Source organism: Pasteurella oralis (assembly GCF_002850605.1).
In the GTDB taxonomy this organism is placed as follows: Bacteria; Pseudomonadota; Gammaproteobacteria; order Enterobacterales; family Pasteurellaceae; genus Pasteurella; species Pasteurella oralis.
Window position 1 is genome coordinate 197,110 of record NZ_NXGB01000003.1, and the last position, 25,496, is coordinate 222,605.

24 protein-coding genes are annotated in these 25,496 nt (G+C 38.0%); 16 read left to right on the top strand and 8 right to left on the bottom strand.

The window, feature by feature from the left end; all coding sequences use genetic code 11:
- Window positions 1-89: 89 nt before the first annotated feature.
- Genes gloA2 through C0975_RS05255 form a run of 3 tightly spaced genes read left to right on the top strand, consistent with a single transcriptional unit; the run spans window position 90 to window position 1,402 of the window.
- Window positions 90-482 (top strand): SMU1112c/YaeR family gloxylase I-like metalloprotein, encoded by a 393-nt coding sequence (gloA2, locus tag C0975_RS05245; protein ID WP_101775342.1) that lies wholly within the window; start codon window positions 90-92, stop codon window positions 480-482.
- 8 nt (window positions 483-490) lie between these two features.
- Window positions 491-1,096, top strand: coding sequence for a DUF8095 domain-containing protein (locus C0975_RS05250; RefSeq protein ID WP_101775343.1), 606 nt, complete (start codon window positions 491-493; stop codon window positions 1,094-1,096).
- An 18-nt stretch (window positions 1,097-1,114) separates the two neighbouring features.
- Complete coding sequence (locus C0975_RS05255; RefSeq protein ID WP_101775344.1) at window positions 1,115-1,402, top strand: hypothetical protein; 288 nt, start codon at window positions 1,115-1,117, stop codon at window positions 1,400-1,402.
- A gap of 46 nt (window positions 1,403-1,448) precedes the next feature.
- On the opposite strand, the gene hda is transcribed toward C0975_RS05255, so the two are convergent.
- From hda to purM, 5 genes are all read right to left on the bottom strand, one after another.
- Window positions 1,449-2,150, bottom strand: coding sequence for a DnaA inactivator Hda (gene hda, locus C0975_RS05260; protein WP_217349315.1), 702 nt, complete (start codon window positions 2,148-2,150; stop codon window positions 1,449-1,451).
- Between the two features lie 83 nt (window positions 2,151-2,233).
- Window positions 2,234-3,463, bottom strand: coding sequence for a nucleobase:cation symporter-2 family protein (locus C0975_RS05265; RefSeq protein ID WP_101775346.1), 1,230 nt, complete (start codon window positions 3,461-3,463; stop codon window positions 2,234-2,236).
- 95 nt (window positions 3,464-3,558) lie between these two features.
- Window positions 3,559-4,185: a uracil phosphoribosyltransferase gene (gene upp / locus C0975_RS05270; protein ID WP_101775347.1), complete on the bottom strand. Its 627-nt coding sequence runs from the start codon at window positions 4,183-4,185 to the stop codon at window positions 3,559-3,561.
- A 146-nt stretch (window positions 4,186-4,331) separates the two neighbouring features.
- Window positions 4,332-4,976 (bottom strand): phosphoribosylglycinamide formyltransferase, encoded by a 645-nt coding sequence (purN, locus tag C0975_RS05275; RefSeq protein WP_101775348.1) that lies wholly within the window; start codon window positions 4,974-4,976, stop codon window positions 4,332-4,334.
- The gene (gene purM, locus C0975_RS05280; RefSeq protein ID WP_101775349.1) at window positions 4,976-6,013 is read right to left on the bottom strand and encodes a phosphoribosylformylglycinamidine cyclo-ligase; all 1,038 of its coding nucleotides are present in this window, start codon (window positions 6,011-6,013) and stop codon (window positions 4,976-4,978) included. Before purM ends, purN begins: the two co-directional genes overlap by 1 nt.
- A 232-nt stretch (window positions 6,014-6,245) precedes the next feature.
- On the opposite strand from purM, the gene C0975_RS05285 reads away from it, so the two are divergent.
- The 11 genes from C0975_RS05285 (at window position 6,246) to C0975_RS05335 (ending at window position 17,912) form a co-directional block, all read left to right on the top strand.
- Window positions 6,246-6,716 (top strand): surface-adhesin E family protein, encoded by a 471-nt coding sequence (locus C0975_RS05285; RefSeq protein WP_101775350.1) that lies wholly within the window; start codon window positions 6,246-6,248, stop codon window positions 6,714-6,716.
- Window positions 6,717-7,195: 479 nt separating this feature from the next.
- On the top strand, window positions 7,196-8,656 hold the full coding sequence (gene nrfA, locus C0975_RS05290; RefSeq protein ID WP_101775351.1) for an ammonia-forming nitrite reductase cytochrome c552 subunit: 1,461 nt from the start codon (window positions 7,196-7,198) through the stop codon (window positions 8,654-8,656).
- Window positions 8,657-8,741: 85 nt separating this feature from the next.
- Entirely contained in the window at window positions 8,742-9,389 is a 648-nt protein-coding gene (gene nrfB / locus C0975_RS05295) for a cytochrome c nitrite reductase pentaheme subunit (protein ID WP_101775352.1), read from the top strand.
- Window positions 9,386-10,066, top strand: a complete 681-nt coding sequence (gene nrfC / locus C0975_RS05300) for a cytochrome c nitrite reductase Fe-S protein (protein ID WP_101775353.1) — start codon at window positions 9,386-9,388, stop codon at window positions 10,064-10,066. Before nrfB ends, nrfC begins: the two co-directional genes overlap by 4 nt.
- The gene (nrfD, locus tag C0975_RS05305) at window positions 10,063-11,022 is read left to right on the top strand and encodes a cytochrome c nitrite reductase subunit NrfD (protein ID WP_101775354.1); all 960 of its coding nucleotides are present in this window, start codon (window positions 10,063-10,065) and stop codon (window positions 11,020-11,022) included. Before nrfC ends, nrfD begins: the two co-directional genes overlap by 4 nt.
- A 110-nt stretch (window positions 11,023-11,132) precedes the next feature.
- The gene (gene nrfE / locus C0975_RS05310) at window positions 11,133-13,037 is read left to right on the top strand and encodes a heme lyase NrfEFG subunit NrfE (RefSeq protein ID WP_101775355.1); all 1,905 of its coding nucleotides are present in this window, start codon (window positions 11,133-11,135) and stop codon (window positions 13,035-13,037) included.
- Window positions 13,038-13,086: 49 nt separating this feature from the next.
- Window positions 13,087-13,614: a DsbE family thiol:disulfide interchange protein gene (locus C0975_RS05315; RefSeq protein ID WP_101775460.1), complete on the top strand. Its 528-nt coding sequence runs from the start codon at window positions 13,087-13,089 to the stop codon at window positions 13,612-13,614.
- A complete protein-coding gene (nrfF, locus tag C0975_RS05320; protein WP_101775356.1) occupies window positions 13,614-14,102 on the top strand; it encodes a heme lyase NrfEFG subunit NrfF in 489 nt (162 codons plus the stop codon). The genes C0975_RS05315 and nrfF overlap by 1 nt, the downstream gene beginning before the upstream one ends.
- Complete coding sequence (locus tag C0975_RS05325; RefSeq protein ID WP_101775357.1) at window positions 14,099-14,935, top strand: tetratricopeptide repeat protein; 837 nt, start codon at window positions 14,099-14,101, stop codon at window positions 14,933-14,935. The genes nrfF and C0975_RS05325 overlap by 4 nt, the downstream gene beginning before the upstream one ends.
- Window positions 14,936-15,067: 132 nt before the next feature.
- On the top strand, window positions 15,068-16,273 hold the full coding sequence (locus C0975_RS05330) for a BaiN/RdsA family NAD(P)/FAD-dependent oxidoreductase (RefSeq protein ID WP_101775358.1): 1,206 nt from the start codon (window positions 15,068-15,070) through the stop codon (window positions 16,271-16,273).
- A 184-nt stretch (window positions 16,274-16,457) separates the two neighbouring features.
- Window positions 16,458-17,912, top strand: a complete 1,455-nt coding sequence (locus C0975_RS05335; protein ID WP_101775359.1) for a catalase — start codon at window positions 16,458-16,460, stop codon at window positions 17,910-17,912.
- A gap of 107 nt (window positions 17,913-18,019) precedes the next feature.
- Here the strand turns inward: C0975_RS05335 and C0975_RS05340 are convergent, their stop codons facing one another.
- A complete protein-coding gene (locus tag C0975_RS05340; protein WP_101775360.1) occupies window positions 18,020-18,550 on the bottom strand; it encodes a GNAT family N-acetyltransferase in 531 nt (176 codons plus the stop codon).
- 140 nt (window positions 18,551-18,690) lie between these two features.
- Here C0975_RS05340 and dnaE point away from each other — a divergent pair, with 140 nt between their 5' ends.
- Both dnaE and C0975_RS05350 read left to right on the top strand, forming a co-directional pair.
- On the top strand, window positions 18,691-22,167 hold the full coding sequence (gene dnaE / locus C0975_RS05345; RefSeq protein ID WP_101775361.1) for a DNA polymerase III subunit alpha: 3,477 nt from the start codon (window positions 18,691-18,693) through the stop codon (window positions 22,165-22,167).
- Window positions 22,167-22,730 (top strand): DUF1287 domain-containing protein, encoded by a 564-nt coding sequence (locus C0975_RS05350; RefSeq protein WP_101775362.1) that lies wholly within the window; start codon window positions 22,167-22,169, stop codon window positions 22,728-22,730. Before dnaE ends, C0975_RS05350 begins: the two co-directional genes overlap by 1 nt.
- A gap of 50 nt (window positions 22,731-22,780) precedes the next feature.
- Here the strand turns inward: C0975_RS05350 and C0975_RS05355 are convergent, their stop codons facing one another.
- Both C0975_RS05355 and C0975_RS05360 read right to left on the bottom strand, forming a co-directional pair.
- Window positions 22,781-24,145, bottom strand: a complete 1,365-nt coding sequence (locus C0975_RS05355) for an L-serine ammonia-lyase (protein WP_101775363.1) — start codon at window positions 24,143-24,145, stop codon at window positions 22,781-22,783.
- A 60-nt stretch (window positions 24,146-24,205) separates the two neighbouring features.
- Window positions 24,206-25,447, bottom strand: a complete 1,242-nt coding sequence (locus C0975_RS05360; RefSeq protein WP_101775364.1) for a serine/threonine transporter — start codon at window positions 25,445-25,447, stop codon at window positions 24,206-24,208.
- Between the last annotated feature and the right edge of the window lie 49 nt (window positions 25,448-25,496).

Sequence of the window (25,496 nt, forward strand, 5' to 3'; positions counted from 1 at the left end):
TACGTTGTAAGTAAAAGTGGAATTCCTCTCTTATTTTACATTTAATATAAAAGGCGTATAATCAATGGTATTTTTTAAAAGGGAAAACTATGAAATCGCCAATTATCGGCTTTCATCATATTGCGATTATTGTATCTGATTATCATAAGTCGAAGCAGTTTTATACCGAGCTTTTAGGTGCAGAAATCATTAAAGAAACTTATCGCACTGAACGAGGGAGCTATAAGCTTGATTTGAAGTTGAGCGATGGTAGTCAAATTGAATTATTTTCTTTTCCAAATTCCCCTTTACGTGTAACAAATCCAGAGGCTCGTGGGTTACGCCATTTAGCTTTCAGCGTAAAAGATCTTAATGCGGCTGTTGTATTTTTACAACATAATAGCGTTGTTTGTGAACCAATTAGGATAGATCCTATCACAAGTAAGCGTTTTACTTTTTTTCGAGATCCAGACGGTTTACCTTTAGAATTATATGAAATATGAGAGAAAAAATGCATTTTAAAGTATTGTTGTTTGCAAGTTTATTATTATCTAATGTCAGTTTTGCAGAGTCTTGGTTTATCCATATTTCTGAGAATTCTTTTACGAAAACTTACGGTTCACCAGAAACACAGCACAGCGATGAACGCTCTTTATTAGATATCCATAATGAACAACCGACTCATATCGCTTATGTCAATCGTAGTTCTACACGTAAGTTAAATCCAGGGATGGATATTCAAGATGCAGAAGCATTGGGTAAAAGTATTGAATTTGAAGTATTCCAAATTAATGAAACAAAATCCTCACATACTATTTTTGAATCAGGCGCGGGTATTTGCAAGGGGTTTAATTCAAGAGTAGGTGTTGATGTGACTGATGCGACTACCTATTATGTCGTGCCAGTTAATAAAGCAGAGTATTATACCAATATTTCGACGGCAACCGTTTCATCAAAAGCAGATGCTAAAAATATGCAGTATGTACCAGTGTTTTATATTCAAGATCCTAAGTTGGCGAAAAAAGTGCAAGCAGAGGAAAATAAGCAAGGTAAGAATTTGGCAGATCAAAACATTCAACATCGTAAGAATATGTTATCTGGTGTAATTTGTCGCTAAATGATGAGAGGAGTATTTATGAAAAAGTTAGTCCTATTATTTGCTATCGTGTTGTTAGTTGGTTGTGCACAAAAAGCTGAGCAAACGAATGTGCAAATGGATTTGAAAACATTAGAACAGTATAACCAGCGAGTAAAAAGCGGTGATACAGTGCCAGTAAGTAAAAAGCAGGCTTATTCAAAAGAAGTTGAGTATCCATTAAATGCCAGCGACAATCGTCCAAAAGCTGAATCTCGCCCAAGATACCAACAACCATCGGTAGTATTGGTGCCAAGCATAGGTTATCATTATAGTCGTTGGTACTAAAGCCGTTCATATCTTGTTAAGACTGCATTAAAGTGCGGTCTTTTTTTTACAAATTTAGAATTTCTTTAACGAAAGGAATCGTGAGTTTGCGTTGTGCTTGCAATGACGCATGATCTAGCTTTCTTAGTGCATCAAATAAAGTTTGCATATCGCGTGCTAAACGCTTGAGGAGAAAGCTAGCCACTTCATCTGGTAGCTCAATACCACGTTGATGTGCATTTTGTTGTAATACGTGAATTTTTTGTTGATCATTTAATGGATTGAGTTGATAGCTTTCGCCCCAACGTAAACGCGAAGCCAGATCGGGTAATTTCATCCTAAGTGCAGTTGGTGACTGGTTAGCGCTAATTACTAAAATTGTTTTACCAACAGCTTTAATTCTATTAAATAGATCAAAAATAGCTAATTCCCATTCTGAATTTGTTGTGACTGCATGCAAATTATCTAAACAAACTAATTGTTGGTATTCTAGATTTTCCAATACGGCAGGAGAAAAATATTGCGATTTTTCTAAAGGTACATACATCGCAGGGCGCTGATGAATGAAAAACTCATTAGTAATTGCTTTTAATAAATGGCTTTTACCACTGCTTTGTTCTCCCCAAATATAAAAGAATTGTTGTTCCGGTTGGGCAAAATTTTTACGCAATGAATTGAGCAACAATAAATTATTGTCAGGGTAAAAATTCTCTAACGTTTCATCATCAAGTTGATGAATAGGTAAAGGTAATTGAAAATTATCTAACAAAAAATAGCCTATTTAATGCGGACAAAGAGTGTTAAGAGTAAACGAAAAAGGAAGGGTTAAGCAAGGCTTAACCCTAATTTTCTTTATTGATTGTCTTCGACGAAAGTGTTTTTCGCTTTTGGTAGAATTAAATTGAGTAAGATCGCAACCACTGCACATAAGCTAATTCCTTTTAATGAAACCTCACCAAAGTTTACAAACATGCCGCCAATACCAAATGTCATGACGACTGAGATAATACAGAGGTTGCGTGCTTCGGTCACATCTACTTTACCGCGAATAAGTGTACTCATTCCTACAACTGCGATAGAACCAAACACTAACATCATAATCCCGCCCATCACAATAGTAGGAATGGTTGATAAAAAGGCGCCAACTTTCCCACAGAATGAGATTGCAATTGCCCAAACGGCAGCCCAAGTCATAATGTTTGGGTTAAAATTACGAGTTAACATGACTGCACCTGTAACTTCTGCATACGTTGTATTTGGTGGACCACCTAAGAATGCCGCAGTACTTGTTGCCACACCATCACCTAATAACGTGCGATGTAGCCCCGGTTTTTGTAAGAAGTCTTTGCCTGTGACTGAACTAATCGCCATGATTCCGCCAACATGTTCAACTGCTGGCGCAATTGCAATTGGTAATAGATATAAAATCGCTTCAAGTTTGAATTCTGGCGTTGTAATTTCAGGGATACTAAACCAAGGTGCCTCTAAAACTGGCTGGAAATTGATCAGACCTAAGAATAAACATAAAACGTAACCAACAGTAATCCCAAACATGATTGGAACCAGCTTCATAATCCCTCTAGCAAAAACAGCAACACATAATGTCGTGAGTAGTGTGACCATTGAAACGAGAACGGCATCATTATATTCATAATTGCTATTTTTCCCTAATGCCATATCTACTGCGACTGGGGCTAATCCCATTCCAATAATAATGATAACGGGACCTACAACTACAGGTGGAAAAACGCGTTGTAATGCGCCGGCACCTTTTAATTTCACTAAGGTACTAAGCGCAAAATACGCCATACCCGTGAATACTAAGCCGCCCATTGTCGTGGCGATTCCCCAAGTGGCAACGCCATATTGAATAGGTGCAATAAAAGCAAAAGAAGAGGCAAGGAAAATAGGGACTTGTCTACCTGTGCAAAGTTGGAATAATAAAGTACCAATACCCGCTGTTAATAATGCGGTATTAGTATTTAACCCAGTAATGAGTGGAACCAACACGAGTGCACCAAATGCAACGAAAAGCATTTGTAGACCGACGAAGGCTTGTTTAGCTTGATTTTGATTTGTCATTTAAGTTTCAACTCTCTGTCTGAATTAACTTTTAATTTACAACGACGTAAATTACATGGAAAAAAGCAGCATTTGAAATGCTGCTTACATTTAAATTATTTCGTACCAAAAATTTTATCACCTGCATCACCAAGACCAGGAATGATGTAGCCATGTTCGTTTAAGTGGCTATCTATTGAAGCGGTGTAAAGCTCGATATCGGGGTGAGCTGCTTCTAGTGCTTTAATACCTTCTGGTGCGGCGACCAGAACTAATACTTTGATATGCTTACAACCTTTTTCTTTTAATAGATTAATCGTGGCGATCATAGAACCACCAGTTGCTAACATAGGATCAACGACAATAGCCAAACGCTCTTCTAAGTCGCTGGCTAATTTTTGGAAGTAAGGGACAGGTTCAAGTGTTTTTTCATCACGATACATCCCCACGACACTAATACGTGCACTTGGTACGTGCTCTAATACACCATCCATCATGCCTAAACCTGCTCGTAAAATAGGTACGACGGTTACTTTTTTCCCTTTGATTTGATCGATTTCGACAGGACCACACCAACCATCAATAATCACTTTTTCTGTTTCTAAATCTGAGGTTGCTTCATAAGTGAGTAAACTGCCGACTTCCGTGGCTAACTCACGAAATTTTTTAGTATTAATATCAGCAGAACGCATTAAACCTAGTTTATGCTTTACCAGAGGATGCTGTACTTGTACTAATTTCATTGTATGCTCCTTTATTCACAAAGTTAAAAATAAAATCAGTAAATTCTAAAACAGAATGAATAAAATTAATAGTAAGTAAGCGCATTAATTTTATATTTTTTATAGATAAAAAAACGGTCTGAAAACAGACCGCTCTTTTTATGATGTTATTCTTCTTCAGCGGCATAGCCTTGTGCAGGTAGCAACTGATGATCAAGAAAGGCTTGTCCATTAATCAGTTTTAGTCGATCTTCGACGAACCATTTAACTACTAAAGGATAGATACGGAGTTCTTGTTCTTTTACTCGTTCTTCAATGTCAGTCATTTCATCATCAGCAAAAATAGGCACTTTAGCTTGCAAGATAATTGCACCACTATCTACTTCTTCATTAACAAAGTGAACGGTCGTGCCATGCTCCTGCTCACCAGCATCTAATGCTTGTTGATAGGTATGTAGACCTGGATATTTAGGTAATAAAGAAGGATGGATATTCAGAATTCGTCCAGTAAAACGTTGAGTGAATTCTGCACTTAAGATTTTCATGTAGCCAGCTAGAACAATTAAATCCGCTTGGACAGATTCAATGTAATCGGCAATTTGCTGATCCATTGCAAGATGGCTATCAAATTCTTGGCGTAGAAAAACTTTGCTAGGAATAGCCGCACTTTTAGCACGTTGTAAGCCAAATGCATCTGCTTTATTACTGATAACTGCCACGATTTGTGCTGGAATTGCACCTGATCTACAGGCATCAATTAATGCCTGTAAATTAGTGCCTTGACCTGAAATTAAAACAACGATCTTTTTCATTAGCGCATGATCACTTGTGCTTCATCTTGTGTAGCAGGTTCAACTTGACCAATTAACCATGCATTTTCACCAGTTTGCTTTAATAGAGCTAAAGCCGTGTCGACATCTTGTTGCGGTAAAGCAATGATCATCCCCACACCACAGTTAAATGTGCGATACATTTCGTGTGTATCAATATTGCCTTTTTCTTGTAGCCATTTGAAGATAGGTTGCCATTGCCAGCTTGCTTCATTAATCACTGCTTTCACATTATTTGGTAGTACACGTGGAATATTTTCCCAGAAACCACCGCCGGTTAAATGTGAAATTGCATGCACATCAACTTGCTTAATTAATTGTAGGATGGATTTGACATAGATTTTGGTAGGTGCCAGTACTTGATCTGCTAGGGGTTTGCCTGCAAGTTGTTCTTCAGCGGGATTAATACCTGCTACCTCAATGACTTTACGGATTAAGGAATAGCCATTAGAGTGTGGGCCGCTAGAACCTAGTGCGATAAGTGCATCACCCGCTTTCACCTTGCTGCCATCAATAATTTCAGATTTTTCAACGACACCGACACAAAAACCAGCTAGGTCGTAATCGCCAGCATGGTACATACCTGGCATTTCTGCAGTTTCACCACCAACAAGCGCACAACCTGATTGTTCACAACCATTAGCGATACCTTTGATGACGCTCGCTGCAATATCGACATCTAATTTACCTGTGGCATAGTAATCAAGGAAAAACAACGGTTCTGCACCTTGTACGACTAAATCATTTACACACATTGCAACTAAATCAATACCGATGCTCTCATGGCGGTTTAAGTCGATGGCTAAACGTAATTTAGTCCCAACACCATCTGTACCTGAAACTAAAATAGGTTCTTTATATTTACTTGGTATAGCACAAAGTGCACCAAATCCGCCTAGTCCGCCGATCACTTCTGGGCGGGTAGTACGTTTTACATCAGCTTTGATTTTTTCAACGAGTGCATTACCTGCATTAATATCAACACCAGCATCTTTGTAACTTAATGATTGTTTACTCACAATAATTTCCTATAAAGTAATAGACGATAAATTTCAACCGCGTGAATTGTATCACGCTTAAGCAAACGTTTGCGATAGTTGTTTTATAATTTTTTCTTGCTTTTAAATTTGTTTGTTATTTTCATAAAAGTGGATAAAGTGCTTTTACCGGTGGGATTCTCTCGTTAGAATAAGAAATTTGCATATTGTTGAGATTTTTTCTCAACGGAAATGATTTTACAAGGAGTGAATCATGAAAAAATTAATGTTTATTATATTGGGCATTCTGAGTTTCAGCGCCTGTACTCAGCGACCAGTAGCAGAAAAGATAAAACCTGAAGAAGTGAATTTTACTCCACCTTCATTAGTTCAATCTGGTTTTGTGCGTTTAGAAGAAAATCAATTTATTGACACTTATAGTGTAAAGAAAGAACAGGAAAATGAACATCTGGTTTCTTTTGATCTTGTTGAAAATCTGACACAAAGTGTATACGCCTATCCTGAACAACCACAACAATATGCCAAGTCACTACGTAAAGCTTTTTTTGTTAACTGTGAAAGTCATGGATTAACTTTACTTAATAGCACTTACTACACTGAGTTTTGGGGCAAGGGGATTCAATCGCCAGCGACTATCCAAAATAGATCTTTAGCTAGAGTGTATAAAAATTCTCCGTTTCGAATCTTAGGTCAAGTGGTCTGTACGGGTATTTATCAGCATTAAATCAAATCTTTTTCATTGTGATAAAAGAAAAATGCAGTCAATTTACACTGCATTTTTTTATATAATTTAATTATAAGAATAAATTATATTAGATTTTATTTTTATGTAGCATATGTTTTTGTATACCTCAAAATGGTTATCTTGGTGTTTTCTGAAAGAAATCTTGTCAAAACACTTTAATTTCTGGCATTTAAAGTACTTTTTATACTCATTTAGAGGTATTTTTTATGCTACAAATTCTACCCTTCTAATTAGTTCCATACAAAATTTTGATCCAAAACAATAAATTATTAAATACCTAAGCAAAATTGATGCTTATTTGTTATTTTTAGGCTGACTTAGATCTCTTTTTTATTAATTATCATATTGTTTTTAATGATAAAAATTCTCATTAGCAACATTGTGATAATTGATAGTTTTGTTGGCATTTGTATACACAAATCATCTTAAGGTTAAACCTGTTTTATGGAGTAATTATCGTGAACGCATTCAAAAAAAGCCTACTTGTTGCTGCTTCGCTAGCATGGGGTTTCTCAGTTGTGCCAAGTGCTATAGCTGAATATAAGCCTATTGCGCAGCCTGTTGAACCAGCAAATCCAAATTTGAAGATTGAATCTAGAAATGATCTCTTCAAAGATAAATACCCTAAACAGTATCAAAGTTGGGCTGATACTGCTAAATCCACTGATCTTGATTCTGTTAATTACGAAGATCCTCGCGTCGTTGTCTTATGGGCAGGCTATGCTTTTGCTAAAGATTACAATAAACCACGTGGACACTTTTATGCAGTGACAGATGTACGCAATATTTTACGTACGGGGGCACCAATGATACCAGATGCAGGTCCAATGCCGATGGCATGCTGGGCTTGTAAGAGTCCAGATGTTCCACGCTTAATTGCAGAACGTGGTGAAGCAGGTTATTTTGGTGCAACTTGGGCAAGTGGTGGCGCTGAAGTGGTGAATCCAATTGGCTGTGCAGACTGTCACGACACGACTTCCAAAGAATTTGCCGAAGGAAAACCAGCATTACGTATCGCACGTCCATATGTATTACGTGCATTAGAAAAAATTGATCACAAATTTGAAACCGCAGATAAAACGGATCAGCGTGCGGCTCTTTGTGCTAACTGTCACGTTGAATACTATTTTGCCGGTGATTTAAAACAAGTCACCTTCCCTTGGGATAATGGAATTACCGTAGATGCGATGGAAAAATATTATGATGATATTGGTTTCGTCGATTGGACCCATGCAGTCTCAAAAGCTCCAATGTTAAAAGCCCAGCACCCAGATTATGAAACTTGGATGTTAGGTGTACATGGCAAAAATGGTGTCACTTGTATTGACTGTCATATGCCAAAAGTACAAGGGGCTGATGGTAAAGTGTATACAGACCACCAAATCGGTAATCCATTTAATGCTTTTGAAAGCACCTGTGCAAACTGTCATGATCAAAGCAAAGAAAAATTAAAAGAAATGGTGAAATCACGTAAAACAGAAATTAAAGATGTGATGTTACGCCTTGAAGATCAACTTGTTGCAGCACATTTTGAAGCAAAAGCGGCATGGGAAGCAGGTGCAACAAAAGAAGAAATGAAAGATGCGTTACAATCAATTCGTCATGCACAATGGCGCTGGGACTATGCAGCGGCAGGTCATGGTGGTCATATCCATGCACCAGATGTATTGCTTAAAGTACTTGGTACTGGATTAGATCGTGCAACTGATGCAAGAACGGAACTCGTGCGTGTTCTTGCAAAACATGGCATTACTGATCCTGTCAAATTACCAGATATTTCCACTGCTGAAAATGCATGGAAAGCGACTGGTGTAGATATTGAAAAAGATCGTAAAGCAAAAGCAGAATTCCTCAAAACTGTAGTTCCTCAATGGGATAAAGAAGCTCGTGAAAAAGGCTTACTTCCAGCAGAGAAATAAACAGAGGCTTTGTAAAAATTGACCGCACTTTGATGTGCAAAAGATAAAGTGCGGTGCTTTTAACACTAATTTTGAGGTAATGAAAATGAGCTTAAATTCCCTTTTTAAACAAGGAATTGCTGTGGTGATTGGTATAACTGCTTTGGGGCTTGTTTCTGTAGCAAATGCAGCACCAGCAAAAAGTGGTGAAATCAGTCCGCTAGTTTATGAGCCACAATTAGAACACCAACGTGATCCAAACCAATATTGTGCGAAGTGCCATAAATTAGAGGCAAATGATAGCCAATCAGGTGGTGATCTCCATTTTGGTAAATTCCTTGGATCACATTTATCTGAAAAAAATCCAAATACGGGTAAACCTATTACTTGTGTGAATTGTCACGGTAATATTTCAGAAGATCACCGCCGTGGAGCAAAAGATGTGATGCGTTTCCATGGTGATATTTTCGGTGATAAACAGCCGATGTATACCGTACAAGAACAAAATCAAGTATGTTTTGCTTGTCACCAACCGAAAAAATTACAGGAAAAACTATGGGTGCATGATGTGCACGCGATGAAATTGCCTTGTGCGAGTTGCCATACGTTACATCCTGCAAATGATAAGATGTCAGGTATTCCACAAAAAGAACAAGTGAAACTTTGTGTTGACTGCCATGGTGAACAGCAAAAACGTAAAGCGGCGTTAAAATCGCCACATATTTATGCGATCGAACAAAAGGATAAAAAATGACAGCTTGCTCACGCCGAAACTTTGTTTCCGGCATGGGAGCGTTAATCCTCATGACGGGAACATCAATTAAATCAGTGGGACAACAGGTTAGTGATGAGAAAAAGCCCATTCGTTACGCCATGTTACATGACGAAACTGCTTGTATCGGGTGTACTGCTTGTATGGATGCTTGTCGCGAAACAAACCAAGTTCCAGAAGGTGTTTCACGTTTGGAGATTATCCGTAGTGAACCTTATGGCGAATTTCCAAATGCGGAATATGAGTTTTTCCGCCATTCCTGTCAACATTGTAGTAATGCACCTTGCGTTCATGTATGCCCAACAGGCGCATCTTTTGTTGACCCAGAAACTGGCATTGTCGACGTTCATAAAGACTTGTGTGTAGGCTGCCAATATTGTATTGCAGTGTGCCCATATCGTGTACGTTTCATTCACCCAGTATATAAATCTGCGGATAAATGTAACTTCTGTCGTGATACAAATCTTGCACAAGGTAAACAACCAGCTTGTGTAGAATCTTGCCCGACGAAAGCATTGACCTTTGGTGATATGAATGATCCAAACAGTGAAATTGTGCAAAAAGTGAAAGAAAAACAAGTGTATCGTACAAAAGTAGAGTTAGGTACTGATCCGAATCTTTATCATGTACCAGCGAAAAGAGGGGAGCTAAGACGATGAATAGTCCATTTCATTTCCCGTCTTTAGTATGGGATCATACCATTGCGATTTACTTGTTCTTACTTGGCATTTCAGCAGGTGCTGCGATGTTAGCGGTGTTGTTAAAGCGAGCTGGTCTAGCTGGTGATGATCCTGCTGAAAATAATGTGCTTCGTTGTACAGCTTTGTTGGCACCAATTAGCATTATTATTGGGTTAGTGATTTTGATTTTCCACTTAACTAAGCCTTGGACATTCTGGTATTTGATGTTTAATTACAGCACAACATCCATTATGTCGATGGGGGTAATGCTATTCCAAGTATATATGCTGTTCTTAATTGTTTGGCTAGCGATTATTTTCCATAAATTGGTAGCAAATTTAATTGAGAAATATGCAAAACCATTAGCATTTGTGAACAAATTGATTGCGATTGCGGCAAAATTTACAGGTCTAATTGAGATTATTTTAATTGTTTTATCTGTATTACTTGGCGCTTATACTGGCTTTTTATTATCTGCTTTAATAAGCTATCCAATGCTGAATAATCCAGTGTTGCCAATTTTGTTCTTAGCCTCTGGTACATCATCTGGTATTGCTGCATTGATTTTCTGTACGTTACTCTTTACCAAAGAAGATACGCATTCTAAGTCACTTAGTTTTTTACATAAGTTTGAACTGCCAGTGATTTGCATCGAAATCTTCTTACTTGCGGCATTCTTTATTGGTTTGTATTTAGGTGGTGGACAGAAAACAGTTGCATTTGAAACCGCACTTTTAGGTGGTTTCTGGTCAAATGTATTTTGGATTGGCGTTGTGGCAATTGGGTTGTTATTACCGCTTTTCCTCAATACGATTGCAACCGACAATTTAAAACATAATAAAGGCTTTATGTTATTGGTTTCTTGCTTAGGATTAATTGGCGTGCTATGTTTGCGCTTCTTTATCCTCTATGCAGGACAAATGACATTGGCATAATGTCGTCATAGTTAATGATAAAGGCGGATTTCTTTGTATCACATTGGATTCGCCTTTTTAATTAGTAAGAATGTAATACTCAATTTATCTATAGTCATGAGTTGAATGATATGATCCCTGAACTCGGTTTTTATGCACTGATTATTGCAAATTTTACTGCGTTATTACTTGCCGTCGTGCCGCAGGTCGGTATTGTTCAGCGTAAACCAACCACGATTAGTTTTGCATGGAATTTGAGCTATTTGCTCGGGATCTTTACTTCAATTGCCTTAATCAGTTTAGCTTATTCTTTTGCGGTAGATGATTTCTCAGTACAATATGTTGCCCATCATTCTAACTCTCAATTACCTTTATTTTTTAAACTGTCAGCAACATGGGGTGGACACGAAGGTTCCATGTTGTTTTGGCTGTTTGCCCTCGCATTTTGGACTATGCTGTTTGCTTTTGCTAGCCGTAAGATGGATCCTATTATTGCTGCACGAACTTTGTCTGTTTTAGGACTGATTTGTTTAGGCTTTTGTTTATTTATTCTCTTTTTCTCTAATCCATTTGAACGTGTTTTCCCGCAAGCTTTTGAGGGACGTGATCTTAACCCGATGTTACAAGATGTGGGGTTAATTTTTCATCCACCATTATTATATTTAGGTTATGTTGGCTTTGCGGTGAATTTTGCTATTACCGTTTCTGCTTTACTAAGCGGACATTTAGATGCAGCCTTAGCTCGCACAATGCGTCCTTGGGTCTTAGTTTCTTGGTTATTTCTCACCTTAGGCATTGTACTCGGTTCATGGTGGGCATATTACGAATTAGGTTGGGGAGGCTGGTGGTTTTGGGATCCTGTAGAGAATGCCTCTTTAATGCCTTGGTTGTTAGGATTAGCTTTGTTGCATAGCTTATCTATTACTGAGCAGCGTGGTATTTTTAATTATTGGACTATTTTGTTTTCTTTGCTTGCTTTTTCTTTTAGCTTACTTGGCACATTCATTGTCCGCTCTGGCGTATTAACTTCTGTTCATGCATTTGCTGTTGATGGTGAACGTGGGATTGCCTTACTGATTTTCTTCTTTCTGTTGACAGTCAGTGCATTAACGTTGTTTGCATTACGAGTGAATTTGCAGCAAAGTGCGGTTCGTTTTGGCATAATTTCAAAAGAAAACGCAATGCTATTGCTGAATATTCTGTTAACTGTTGCGACATTAAGCGTATTTCTTGGTACTTTCTATCCTATTTTGTTTACGGCTTTTCAGTGGGGGTCAATTTCAGTTGGTGCGCCATATTTTAATACGATTTTTTTACCACTGTTTGTCATTACAGTTCTGGCGATGATTATTGCCTTGTCATTACGCTGGAAAACTTATCATAAACGTATTTTGTTGCAGCATAGCCTATTATTTATACCTGCTTTAGTTGTTGCTTATTTAATGATCAATCAATATGTACAAACTGATGAAGGGCTACACTTTAATTTGAATGCTTATATTTTATTAAGTTTAAGTTTGTGGTTGTTATTGGCAACGCTTTGTGTAAATTGGCGTAAATTGTATCTCAGACAATTGGCAATGGTATTCGCACATTTAGGTGTTGCTGTCACCGCTATAGGCGCTATTATGAGCAGCTATTATAGTAGTGAAATTGGTGTGCGGCTTGCCCCAAATCAACAGCAACAGTTAGGACAATATCAATTTCATTACTTAGGTTTTAACAATGAAATTGGTCCGAATTACACCAGTGAAAAAGCCCAATTTGTGGTTTATAAAGATCAGCAAAAGTATGCGAGCATTTACCCAGAGCGCCGTCATTACGCTGTACGTACGATGAATATGAGTGAAGTAGGCATTGATTGGGGCTGGTTTGGTGATGTGTATATTGTCATGGGAGATAAGCTTGGTGAGGGGGAATTCACTTTCCGTTTACAATATAAACCCTTCATTCGCTGGTTATGGTTTGGTGGAATTTTAATGGCGTTAGGTGCATTATTAGCAACCTTCGGATTACGGCGCTCAAAACCAGAGTAGCCTAAGCAAAATAATACAGAGTAAGAGAAACCTTATGCCGCATAATAATATGAAAAGAGTACTTTTATTTTTGCCTATTTTGGTCATTTTAGCTGTTTGTTTATTGCTATTTATCGGTTTACAACAAGATCCTAAAAAAATCGCTTCTGCGTTGATTGATAAGCCTGTGCCTGAGTTTTATCAAGCAGATTTATTGCAAGCAGAGAGAGTCTTAACTCATAAAGATTTGCCAAAGAGGGTGTTTTTATTAAATGTGTGGGGGAGTTGGTGTGGCTATTGTAAACAGGAACACTCATTTTTAATGGAACTGGCAAAATCTATTGATATTGTGGGGTTGAATTACCGTGATAAGCCTCAAAATGGCTTGGCAATGTTAACACAAATGGGTAATCCTTTTATATTGACTATCAATGATAGTAAAGGTGAGTTGGCGTTAAATTTAGGTGTGGATGGTGCACCTGAAACTTACTTAATCGATCAACATGGTATTGTACGTTATCGCTATTCTGGTTCGTTAAATCCACAAGTATGGCGGCAGTGGTTTGTGCCAGAGTTGAATAAACTAGAGGCAAAATGATGAAAAAGTGCGGTTGGTTTTGGACGAGTTTTTTGTTGTTGATGAGTACGTTAGGGCAAGCAGGCATTGTTGATACTTACCAGTTTAAAAATAGTGAGGATCGTGTACGCGCAGTTGAATTAGCCAAGTCATTACGTTGTCCTCAGTGCCAAAATCAAAACTTAGTTGAGTCGAATTCACCTATTGCTCATGATTTACGTATTGAAGTCTATAAAATGGTTGATGAAGGGCAAACCAATCAGCAAATTATTGACAGCATGACTGCGCGTTTTGGTCATTTTGTGTTATATAAACCGCCATTTCAATGGACAACCCTTATTTTATGGGGGTTGCCATTTGCATTGTTGCTTTTTGCGGTGGGATTGATGGTAAGGTATGCACGTCGTCATACTCTGACTGAAATGGAATCTGTCGAATCAGTGGTTGAACAACAGCAAGCATTACAGCAATTGTTAAAACAAGTTGAGCAAAAGGAAAAAGAAAAATGATGTGGTGGGGATTACTGATTTTTGCTGCGATTATTATTATGGTTAGCAGCTTACCTTTTGCAAAATGGAAGGATTGGCAACGTAATTATCGGCAGCAACAAAATGTTGCATTGTATCGTGAGCAAATGGCAATGAATCCTAGTCAGGAGTTAGCTCAAGAGCTAAGTCAACGTTTGTTGGAAGATGAAAAATATTTACAAAATCGACCGCACTTTGAACAACAGACTACACGCCAGCCAATCGCCGTTTCTATTAAGTCAATGTTGTTTATTACGCTATTTCTATTGGTGCTGCCTGCAGTGTATTATTTTTCCCTCGATCGCTATCAGGCAGTACGACAAGGGGAACAAGCGTTTTTGCAGCAACAGATGACGCTAATGGAGCAAGCAATTTCACAGCAACATGAAGACAAAATTGTACAAATCCAGCAACAATTACGCCAAGATCCAAATCATGCAGAAAATTGGTTAGCTTTAGGGCAAGCTTATGTGGAGAATAATGAATTTGATCATGCTTTGATTGCTTATCGTAATGCCGAAGGATTAATTGGTTCTCAGCCTTATATTTTAAGTGCGATCGCTACTACGCTTTATTATCAGTCGAATCAACAGCTCACGTTGCCAATCCAAGATTTATTGCAACGAGCATTAAGTCAAGATCCATTAGATACTGCCAGTTTATCTTTAATGGCAACGGATGCATTTGTACAAAAAAACTATCAACAAGCGGCACAGATCTGGCAAAAAATGTTAGACTCTGAACGTTCAAATTTAGATCGTAAAACGTTGATTCAACGTATTCAAATGGCTGAGATGTTACAGCAATCAAAATAACAAAGTATATTCACTGGTTATCATGAATAGTAAAGCTAGTCTTGAGAAAGTGAGCACAGCTATGTTAACCAGTGAGTGTTTAACCAATCTCCTAAATAGATAAAGGCAATGTGTTCACTTGCACTTAACAACATGAGTAATTATTCAGAAATTATTATTATTGGCGCAGGTGCGGCAGGTTTATTTTGTGCTGCACAAAGTGCTAAATTCGGTAAACAAGTTACTATTTTTGACAATGGTAAGAAAATTGGACGTAAAATTTTGATGTCTGGTGGTGGTTTTTGTAACTTCACCAATCTTGATGTCACATCACAACATTATCTTTCTCAAAATCCGCATTTTGTTAAATCTGCGTTAGCGCGTTATACCCAATGGGATTTTATTGCGATGGTCGCTGAGTATGGTATTGCTTATCATGAGAAAGAGTTAGGGCAATTATTCACTGACGAAGGTGCAGAAAAGATTGTTGCGATGTTGGAGACTGAATGCAACAAATATCACGTTAATATTCAATTACGCCAGCAAATTAGCCATGTTGAACAAGTGGAATATCATGACAAAGCACGTTTCAAGCTAGTTGCGAATGGACAGACTTGGTATTGCTGTTCATTAGTGATTGCGACGGGAGGACTATCAATGTCTGGACTCGGTGCTTCGCCATTTGGCTATCAGGTGGCTGAACAATTTGGACTTTCTATTATTACGCCAAGAGCAAGTCTTGTACCTTTTACGTGGCGTGAAACGGATAAATTTTATAGTGCACTTTCAGGCATCTCTCTCCCTATCGTTGCTACTGCACAATGTGGCAAATCGTTTGCTAACAATATGTTATTTACTCATCGTGGTCTTTCAGGACCTGCTATTTTACAGATTTCAAACTATTGGCAACCAAATGAGGCAGTGGAAATTGATTTACTACCTCAGCAAAGTATTACTGAGTTTTTACGACAATTACGCATAGCTTCACCCAACTTATGGCTTAAAAATGCATTAGTAAAAGTCTTACCAAAGAAATTGATTGAACTGTGGCTTGAACAGCACTTGATTCAAGATCAGGTAATTGCACAGTTGAGTAAAGCAGGTTTACAGCAGCTTGAAGATTTCATTCATCACTGGCAATTTTTACCTAATGGTACAGAGGGTTATCGTACGGCTGAAGTCACGATGGGCGGGGTAGATACTAAGCAGATTTCTTCTAAAAGCATGGAATGTAACAAAATCAAAGGGCTATATTTTATTGGGGAAGTAGTCGATGTGACAGGTTGGCTTGGCGGTTATAACTTCCAATGGGCATGGAGCTCTGCTTATGCTTGTGCAATGGCATTGGCTGACACTTAGTTTAATAGGTTTGTTTAATTGATGTTGAATTTTTAATAGTCACTTTCGATTGAATTGATAGATTGAGTTCACAAGGCAAGTCGATATAATGCAGGCAAAATTTAAAGGATTCGGATAAATCCCTTTATTATTTTGTAATCCGTTGTACTTCTACTCACTCTCTAAAATTATAAGGAGTTATATTATGTCTAAATGCCCATTTGATCATGGCTCAGCGACCTTAACTAATGCAGCAGGTGCCCCTATTGTTGATAACGATAATACAATGTCAGCCGGTGCAAAAGGTCCATTACTATTACAAGATGTTTGGTTCCAAGAGAAATTAGCTCACTTTGCACGTGAACGTATTCCTGAGCGCGTTGTTCACGCAAAAGGTTCAGCTGCTTACGGTACATTCACTGTGACTCAAGATATCAGTAAATACACTAAAGCCGATTTATTTAACGGCGTTGGTAAACAAACTCAAGTATTATTACGTTTTTCAACAGTAGCGGGTGAGCGTGGTGCAGCTGATGCAGAACGTGATGTACGTGGTTTCGCATTAAAATTCTATACAGAACAAGGTAACTGGGATTTAGTGGGGAACAACACACCCGTATTCTTTATTCGTGATCCATTGAAATTCCCAGATTTCATTCATACTCAAAAACGCAACCCACAAACTAACATGCGTGATGCAAATGCAGCGTGGGATTTTTGGTCACGTCATCCAGAATCATTACATCAAATTATGATTCTATTCAGCGATCGTGGTATTCCTACAGATTTACGTCATATGAATGGTTACGGTAGTCATACATATAGCTTCATTAACGCACAAAATGAGCGTTTCTGGGTGAAATTCCATTTTAAAACGCAGCAAGGTCATAAATTCTATACTAACGAAGAAGCTGCCAAAGTGGTTGGTGAAGATCGTGAATCAAGCCAAAGAGATCTTTATGAAGCAATTGAACGTGGTGAATTCCCGCGTTGGAATGTTCAAGTTCAAATCATGCCAGAAGCAGATGCACACAAACATAACTATGCATTTGACTTAACTAAAGTATGGCCACATAAAGATTATCCAATGATTGATGTCGGTGTATTAGAGTTAAATCAAAACCCAATTAACTACTTTGCCGAAGTTGAACAGGCAGCGTTTGCACCTTCTAACATTGTGCCAGGAATTGGTTTCTCGCCAGACCGTATGTTGCAAGGTCGTTTATTCTCGTACCAAGATGCGCAACGTTACCGTTTAGGGGTTAACCATCACCAAATTCCAGTTAATGCACCAAAATGCCCATATCACACCACACATCGTGATGGCGCAATGCGTGTAGATAACAATGGTGGTACGCATCCTAACTATGCGCCGAACCGTTTTGACACTTATGTACCGACACATCAACAAGAGCCTGCATTAGAGTTAGAGCGTTCAGCAGCACACTTTGATTTCCGTGGTTATGATGAGGACTACTATACACAACCAGCAGCGCTTTATAACTTATTCGATGTGGATCAAAAAGCACGTGTTGCAGCAAACTTTGCTGCAGGTTTATCTGGTGTAACAGATTGTGCGATTGTTGAAAGACAATTAGCGCATTTTGAAAAAGTGAGCACAGAATTAGCGAATGCGATCCGTGCGAATTTAGCAAAATAATTTTCTTATAAGGACTTTATGATTTTGGGCTTGAGGTAACTCAAGCCTTTTTTATGATTGAAAACAAGATTGCTATATAAAGTCGGTTTTTGCTTGCTGAGATGTGTTTAGTATCGTTTAATCCAATAATGCTGAATTACTTTATTCTCTAAGTGCACTTCATTTTCTAATATGCCATTATTTTTCATAATGACTTTACTTGAGGCAATATTATTCTTATCACATGAAAGCATCACTCTTTTGATTCCAAGTGCATCTGTTTTTTCTAACGCGAGTGCGAGCATTTCAGTGGCATAACCTTTTCCCCATTCTTGTGGATGGATAGAATAACCAATATGACCACCATATTTTAGCAGGTGCTGATTTAATTCATGTCGAATATTGATAATACCAATCATACGATTTTCATTCTTATGCCACGCGAGATAAGTACTATCACTGACTTTGTCATAGCCAAAAAGGTGAGTACCCGCAGGGGCATGAAGATAATCTAGCCAATCAGCAAAAGTTTCTGCTGAAAACTGTGCTAACTGATTTGCGCCATGTAAAACGAGATTGGTCGCTCGATAAGCTTGTTGATAATTTAGAATTTCATTTTTATGAGTTAGACTCGGTTTAATTAATATTAAACGTTGCATAGATTCCCTTTCATTTTGACTACTCATAACTTAGTATAAAGACTTCTTTTCACCCTAGTCAAATTTGTACTGTTGATAAAATCTCGCTAAAATAGACCGCACTTTCCGCCTGAATTTATGCGTTTCAAGGATACTGTTTTATGTCACAACCCCGTTTTGTTCATCTTCGAGTTCACAGTGATTTTTCAATGATTAATGGGATCGCCAAAGTCAAACCATTAATTAAAGCCTGTGTAGAAAATAATATGGTGGCGATGGGATTAACTGACTTTACCAATTTTTGTGGTTTAGTTCGCTTTTATGGTGAAGCACTTTCTGCTGGTATAAAGCCTATCATTGGCGCAGATGTGTTAGTCAAAAGTGAGCTTTGTGGCGATGAACGTTTTGAACTGACATTATTAGCAAAAAATGATGCAGGTTATAAAAATATTACTTTATTGCTTTCTAAGGCTTATGAACGAGGTTACCAAGATTTACCTTACCTTGATCAAGATTGGCTAGTTGAACATCGTGAAGGGATTATTATATTGTCTGGCGGACATAATGGTGATGTAGGGAAAAAGTTATTAAAAGAGAACCAAGCCGAATTGGAAAGTGCGGTCGCTTTTTATCAAAAATTCTTCCCTGATCATTTTTATTTAAGCCTAAGCCGAACAGGGCGTTATGAAGAAGAACGCTATGTCAGCCTGGCTTTAAAACTAGCACAATCCCATGGTATACCTGTTGTTGCTACAAATGATGTGATGTTTTTACAATCTGATGATTTTGAGGCACATGAAATTCGTGTTGCGATTCATGACAGCTATACCCTCGATGATCCTAAGCGTCCAAAACGTTATACTGAGCAGCAATATTTCCGTTCAGAACAGGAAATGTGTGATTTATTCGCTGATGTACCTTCTGCTTTAGAAAATACGCTACTGATTGCTCAACGTTGTAACGTTACTATACGTTTAGGAGAATATTTCTTACCTCAATTCCCAACAGGTGATCTTTCCACAGAAGCATTTTTAGTGAAAAAATCAAAAGAAGGCTTAGAGGAACGCTTAAAAGTATTATTTCCCGATGAGAAAATCCGTTTAGCAAGACGCGCTGAATATGATGAACGTTTACAAGTTGAATTGGATGTCATTAACCAAATGGGTTTTCCGGGTTACTTTTTGATCGTGATGGAATTTATTCAATGGTCAAAAGACAATGACATTCCTGTTGGACCGGGGCGAGGTTCTGGTGCGGGTTCACTAGTTGCTTATGCATTAAAAATTACTGATCTTGACCCGTTAGAATTTGACTTACTTTTTGAACGTTTTTTAAATCCTGAACGTGTATCCATGCCAGACTTTGATGTGGATTTTTGTATGGATGGACGTGACCAAGTGATCGAACATGTAGCAGATACTTATGGACGAGGCGCAGTATCACAAATTATTACTTTCGGTACGATGGCAGCTAAAGCAGTAATTCGTGATGTTGGGCGTGTATTAGGTCATCCTTACGGCTTTGTTGATCGTATTTCTAAATTAATTCCACCTGATCCTGGTATGACACTTGCTAAGGCATTTGCTGCGGAGCCACAATTACAAGCCGTGTATGATTCTGATGAGGAAGTCAAAGCCTTAATTGACATGGCGCGTAAATTAGAAGGGGTCACTCGAAATGCAGGTAAACATGCTGGTGGTGTAGTCATTTCGCCAAGCTTGATTACGGATTTTTCACCTTTATATTGCGATTCTGAAGGTAAACATCCTGTAACACATTTTGACAAAAATGATGTGGAATATGCGGGTTTAGTGAAATTTGACTTCTTAGGATTACGAACGCTGACGATCATTAAATGGGCATTAGATATGATTAATACGCGTTTGGCGAAAGAAGGTAAACCTGCAATAGATATTGCCACCATTCCACTTGATGATCCTGATTCGTTTGAATTATTAAAGCGCGCTGAGACGACGGCAGTCTTCCAGCTAGAGTCACGTGGTATGAAGGACTTGATTAAACGCCTACAACCAGACTGTTTTGAGGATATTATCGCATTAGTTGCTTTATTCCGCCCGGGGCCATTAGAGTCAGGCATGGTACAGAACTTTATTGATCGTAAACATGGTAATGAAGTGGTGGCTTATCCTGATAAGGATTATCAACATGAAAGCCTAAAACCGATTTTAGAGCCGACTTATGGGGTTATTGTATATCAAGAGCAGGTTATGCAAATTGCGCAGGAACTGGCAGGTTATACCTTAGGTGGCGCAGATTTATTGCGTCGTGCTATGGGTAAGAAAAAACCAGAAGAAATGGCAGCACAACGTGAAATCTTTGAAAAAGGTGCTATTCAGAAAGGGATCGACGGCGAACTTGCAATGAAAATTTTCGACTTAGTGGAAAAATTTGCTGGTTATGGCTTTAACAAATCTCATTCAGCAGCTTATGCACTGGTTTCTTACCAAACGCTTTGGCTAAAAACTCATTACCCTGCCGAGTTTATGGCAGCAGTAATGACTTCTGAAATGGACAATACAGATAAAATTGTTGGCTTGTATGACGAATGCTTACGCATGGGATTAAAAGTTGCACCGCCAGATATTAATACTGGTAAACATCATTTTAGTGTTAATGAACATGGCGAAATCGTGTATGGGATTGGGGCGATTAAAGGTGTGGGCGAAGGTCCGATTGAAGCTTTAATTTACGCGCGTAATCAGGGGGGAATTTTTAAAGATCTATTTGATTTATGTGCACGAGTCGATCTGAAGAAAATTAATCGTCGTACTTTTGAAAGTCTCATTTTATCAGGAGCATTTGATAAGTTAGGCCCCCATCGTGCCGCATTATCAAAAAACCTGGAGGATGCCTTAAAAGCCTCAGATCAACATGCTAAAGATGCTGCAATGGGTCAAACCGACATGTTTGGTGTATTGACAGAAAGCTATGAAGAAGTAGAAAAAGCCTATGCTAGTACACCACCTTGGCCTGAAAAAGTGATTTTAGATGGTGAAAGAGAGACGCTAGGTTTATATCTCAGTAGTCATCCTGTAAGCCGTTATTTAAAAGAACTTGCTCATTATAGTTCTACACGTTTAAAAGATTTAGTACCTAACTATCGCGGTCAAATCAGTACCGCAAGTGGTTTAGTTGTTGCTTCACGCTTTGCCGTGACTAAGAAAGGGAATCGTTTAGGTATTGCAACCTTAGATGATCGTTCAGGACGTTTAGATATTACTTTGTTTGCCGATGCATTAGAAAAATTTGGCGATAAATTGCAAAAAGACAGCGTAGTCGTAGTATCGGGGCAAGTGAGCTTTGATGAGTTTTCAGGTGGATTGAAAATGGCGGTACGTGACTTGATGACATTAGACGAAGCACGTAGTCGTTATGCCAAAGGATTAGCGATTTACTTATCGCATGATAAAATAACACCAGTGTTTATTCGTGAATTTAAAACGATGTTAACTCCTTATAGTGGCGGTACATTACCCATTCATATTTATTATGATAGTCCCCAAGGTCAATGCCGTGTCAAAATGGGCGTACAATGGTCAGTGAATCCAACTGATGAGTTATTAGCCGAATTAGCGAAAAAGCTAGGTGAAAGTGCGGTGGAGTTGGAATTTAAATAATGAAAAATAAGTTGATTGGCACAGCTATTTTTTTTCTTCCTATATTGAGTATTGCGATAAATTCTCATCAATTAGTCAATGATGCACGCAAACAAATTAATGTGACGGTGAGTTATGATTCCACTTATCGTAAGATGGCTTTTCCAATGGGTGATGTGCCACAACATACTGGTGTCTGTACAGATGTGGTTATTCGAGCTTATCGCCAGCAACAAATTGATTTACAAAAACTAGTTCATCAAGATATGAAGAAAGCGTGGGTAAGCTATCCCAAAATTTGGGGACTGAAAACAACAGATACGAATATTGATCATCGCCGTGTGCCTAATTTGGAAACCTTTTTCAAGCGCCATGGAAAATCACTTTCCTTAACGGATTTGTCTTCTTTTAAAGCTGGGGATATTGTGACTTGGCGTTTGCCACGTAATTTACCGCATATTGGGATTGTATCAGATAAAAAGAATAAAGAAGGTATCCCACTGATTATTCATAATATCGGGCAAGGAACACAGGAAGAAGATATTTTATTTAAGTATAAAATGATTGGACATTATCGTTATTGAATACTCTTGCCCTAAATAATAGGGCTCAATGTTGAGCCCTGATTTTTTTATTAACAGACCACTTTAATTGCTAAACCACCTTGTGATGTTTCACGGTATTTCGCATTCATGTCTTTACCCGTTTCATACATCGTTTCAATCACTTTATCGAGTGTTACCCTTGGGCTGGTTGTACGGCGAAGTGCCATACGACTAGCATTAATCGCTTTTACTGCTGCGATAGCATTGCGTTCAATACAAGGTACTTGTACTTGCCCTCCTACTGGATCACAAGTTAGACCGAGATTATGCTCCATGGCGATTTCTGCTGCAATACAAACTTGTTCTGGGCTACCGCCAAGAATTTCAGTTAATCCAGCAGCAGCCATAGAACAAGCAACACCTACTTCACCTTGACATCCCACTTCTGCCCCAGAAATAGAAGCATTCAGTTTGTAGAGCGAACCAATAAAACTGCAAGTTAGTAAGTAACGCTCTGTAATTTCAGCAGTAATGCTTTCAATAAATTTTTCATAATAAGCAAAAACGGCAGGTACAATGCCACAAGCACCATTAGTGGGTGCAGTGACTACACGTCCACCAGCCGCATTCTCTTCGTTAACGGCTAATGCATACATATTGACCCAGTCAATAACACTCATCGGGTCATTAGATAAGCTACTATTGGCTTTTAACATACGATATAGACTAGCTGCACGACGTGGTACTTTTAATGAGCCAGGTAATAGTCCCTCAGTTGTTATTCCACGTTGAATACAAGATTTCATATTTTGCCAAATTTGTTGTAAATAGCTGGTTAATGCAATTTGACCATGTAGCGCAGTTTCATTTTTCATTACCACACTAGAGAGTGTTAAGCCATTATCATGACAATGTTTTAGCATATCTGCCGCATTACGATAAGGGAATGGGATGGAATATTCATTATTATTGGCTTGATGAAAGTTTTCTTCATTAACAATAAAACCACCGCCAATGGAATAGTAAGTTTGCTGATATAGCGTAGTATTTTGTTGGGAAAATGCAGTAATGCGCATGCCATTTTCGTGTAAAGGTAAAAAAGTCTGGTGAAAAATTAAATCTTCGTCTAAATTGAATTGCACAATTTTTTGATTTTCTGCTATAGAAAGAAGTGCGGTCTGTTTGAGAGTGGAAATAAAAATTGGGATTAAATCGATATCGACGTTATGTGGTAAATAACCTGCTAGTCCCATGATGATTGCTATATCAGTATTATGTCCACGTCCTGTCATTGATAATGAACCATAAACATCTACTTGAATTTTCGCAATTTTCTCCAATTGATGCCTTGCAATTAAATCATCAATAAATTGCTTACTTGCTTTCATCGGTCCTACAGTGTGTGAGCTTGAGGGGCCGATACCGATTTTAAATATATCAAAAACACTAATCATAAAGTTCTATATTTTTATTAATTAAAAAAAGGTCGTGTATTCTACACGAATTTATAAACTTTAAAATAGTTTATAAATGATTGCTGAAGTAGTAAACAATCCCAGGCTTGTGATAAATAAGTTAGATAAACGACCTCGATAATGTTGCATGGCATGGACTTTACGTATGGCATACATTGGCATAAGAAATAAGATTGTTGCAATAATAGGACCACCAAATGATTCAATTAGCCCTAAGATACTCGGATTAATAATTGCAACGCTCCATAAAGCGAGGAAGAAGAAAAGTGCGGTCAAATAATTTAATGTTTTGGCATTAAATTGTTTATATGGTATGACTTTTGTGATTAATCCAATTAAGCCTTCTTTTGCACCTAAATAATGACCAAAGAAAGAACTAGTAATAGCAAGAAAGGCTACTAAAGGACCTAAGTAGGAAATATAAGGGTTATGAAATTTGTTGGCTAGGAAAGAAAGGATACTAATATTTTGGTTTTTAGCTTGATTGAGCTCGCTTGGTGTTAAACTCAATACACAACTAAATACAAAAAACATTACAAAAACAAGTAATAGTGTTGAAGTTAACTTTAAGGTGCGACTTGAATGTTTTTCTATGAGTCCAGCATAACTATATCGATACTGTTGAGATTGAGTAAAAGAAGAAATTGCTGGCGAATGATTAAACGAAAAAACTAAGACAGGTAGTGTAACCCATAACGTGCTGATAAAGTTAGTGAATGTTGGTAATTCAGTCAAAATGGCAATGTTCCATTCTGGAATAAGGTATATCGATAAAGCAAATAAAATGCAGACTAATGGATAAACTAAAAACTCAGTGATTTTGAGCATGATTTTCTCACTCGTTAGCATGACTCCAATTAATGTAGAAATCAGAATAAGAGAGAGGAGTATTCTATGAGGTGGAGTGATATCAAGTTGATGAACCAGAAAGGAGTCTATGGTATTTGTAATGCCATTGCCATAAATTAATAGAATCGGAAAAATAGCAAAAAAGTAAAGCAAGGTAATGAGCTTTCCTGCGGCTTTGCCAAAATGTTCTTCAACAACTTCAGTAATGTCACTGCCTTTCTTTGAAGAAGAAAGTACGAAGCGTGCGAGTCCGCGATGTGCAAAGTAAGTCATGGGACCGACAATGATCGCCATGATGACTAAAGGCCAAAAGCCGCTTTGTCCTGCATTGATAGGGAGAAACAGCACACCTGCACCAACAGCTGTACCAAATAAATTAAGCGCCCAAAGGAGATCGAATTTATTCCATTTTACATCAGACTTCTCTGTCATATACAACTCCATATTGATATAAAAATTCACAAGGATGAGTAAATAAGAA